General features: G+C 39.3%; 2 protein-coding genes. Both read left to right on the forward strand.

Translation table 11 applies throughout. From position 1 onward, the window contains the following. The first annotated feature begins 200 nt into the window (after window positions 1–200). On the forward strand, window positions 201–554 hold the full coding sequence (locus ABD935_RS02050; protein ID WP_345189882.1) for an ISAon1 family transposase N-terminal region protein: 354 nt from the start codon (window positions 201–203) through the stop codon (window positions 552–554). A gap of 19 nt (window positions 555–573) precedes the next feature. Next, on the forward strand, window positions 574–1,136 hold a 563-nt coding region (locus ABD935_RS02055; RefSeq protein ID WP_425550189.1), incomplete at its 3' end, for an ISAon1 family transposase.

The following is a 1,136-nucleotide window of genomic DNA, read 5'->3' on the forward strand; positions in this document are numbered from 1 at the left end:
TTACCCTTTTGGTAATCGTCGGGCGTTACAATGATGTGCTTGCTTACCCAAGTAAATATGCCTCTGTATACGATTCCTGCTTGGCCTGTCCTGAGCGTAGTCGAAGGGTCAGTACCGAGTTTTGTAGTCTCGCTTCGGATCAATCTCAAAAGTTGTGTGTGAATTGAAATAAGATTACGATTTTTGTTAAAAAAAGAACCTTGGACAATTATCTAGACTTACTCAAACTCATCTTACCTGAATTTCTAATCAATCACTTTGATTTAGTTAAAAACACTAAAAGCGGCGAGGTCATGCACCTTTACTTCGAAGAGCGCAATGTAACCCCTAAAGAAGAAGCTTCTCGTGCCTTAATAGCTCATGGCTTCCACAAACAAGTGACCATCCAAGATTTTCCGCTCAGGGGAAACACGGTATACCTTCATGTAAAACGGCGTAGATGGCTGGATAAAACAACAAATAAAGTTGTCCAAAGAGATTGGGGTTTAGTAGCACAGGGAACACGGATGACCACCGAGTTCGCTGCTTTTTTTAAAGAAATTAGTAGATACTAAAGCCTCAGATTGCCACACCATAGGTGGGTTCTATAACGTTGACGGCAAAAAACTCAGCAGGCACTACAGGGACTGTCTTAGTGAGTTTAAAGAATGGGAACAAAAACCACATGCCAAACAGTGGCTTATCTTTCCTGAAAACACGGGAAGGCATTTATCCATTGATGAGACCGCGCTCTCCAAAGGAGAACTCTATACCATAATCACCAATAAAAAAGCTAAAGGAAAGAAAGGTGCTATAGTAGCTATACTAGAAGGAACCAAGGTAGAGCCTATCATAGAACAGTTACTTAAAATCCCCAAATCACTTAGAGATAAAGTCAAAGAGATTACTCTTGACATGGCTAATTCCATGAAAATGATTGCTAAAAAATGTTTTCCTAAAGCCATACAGGTAACAGATCGTTTTCATGTCCAAAAACTAGCTTTAGAAGCCTTGCAAGATATTCGAATAAAACATCGTTGGGAGGCTATAGATCAGGAAAATAAACAGATTAAGCAAACTAAAACCAAACAAATAGAATATAAACCAGAAACCTTTGACAATGGTGATACAAGAAAACAACTCTTGGCCCGAAGTAG

The sequence above is a fragment of the Algibacter agarivorans genome (genome assembly GCF_039543245.1).
Lineage (GTDB): Bacteria > Bacteroidota > Bacteroidia > Flavobacteriales > Flavobacteriaceae > Algibacter_G > Algibacter_G agarivorans.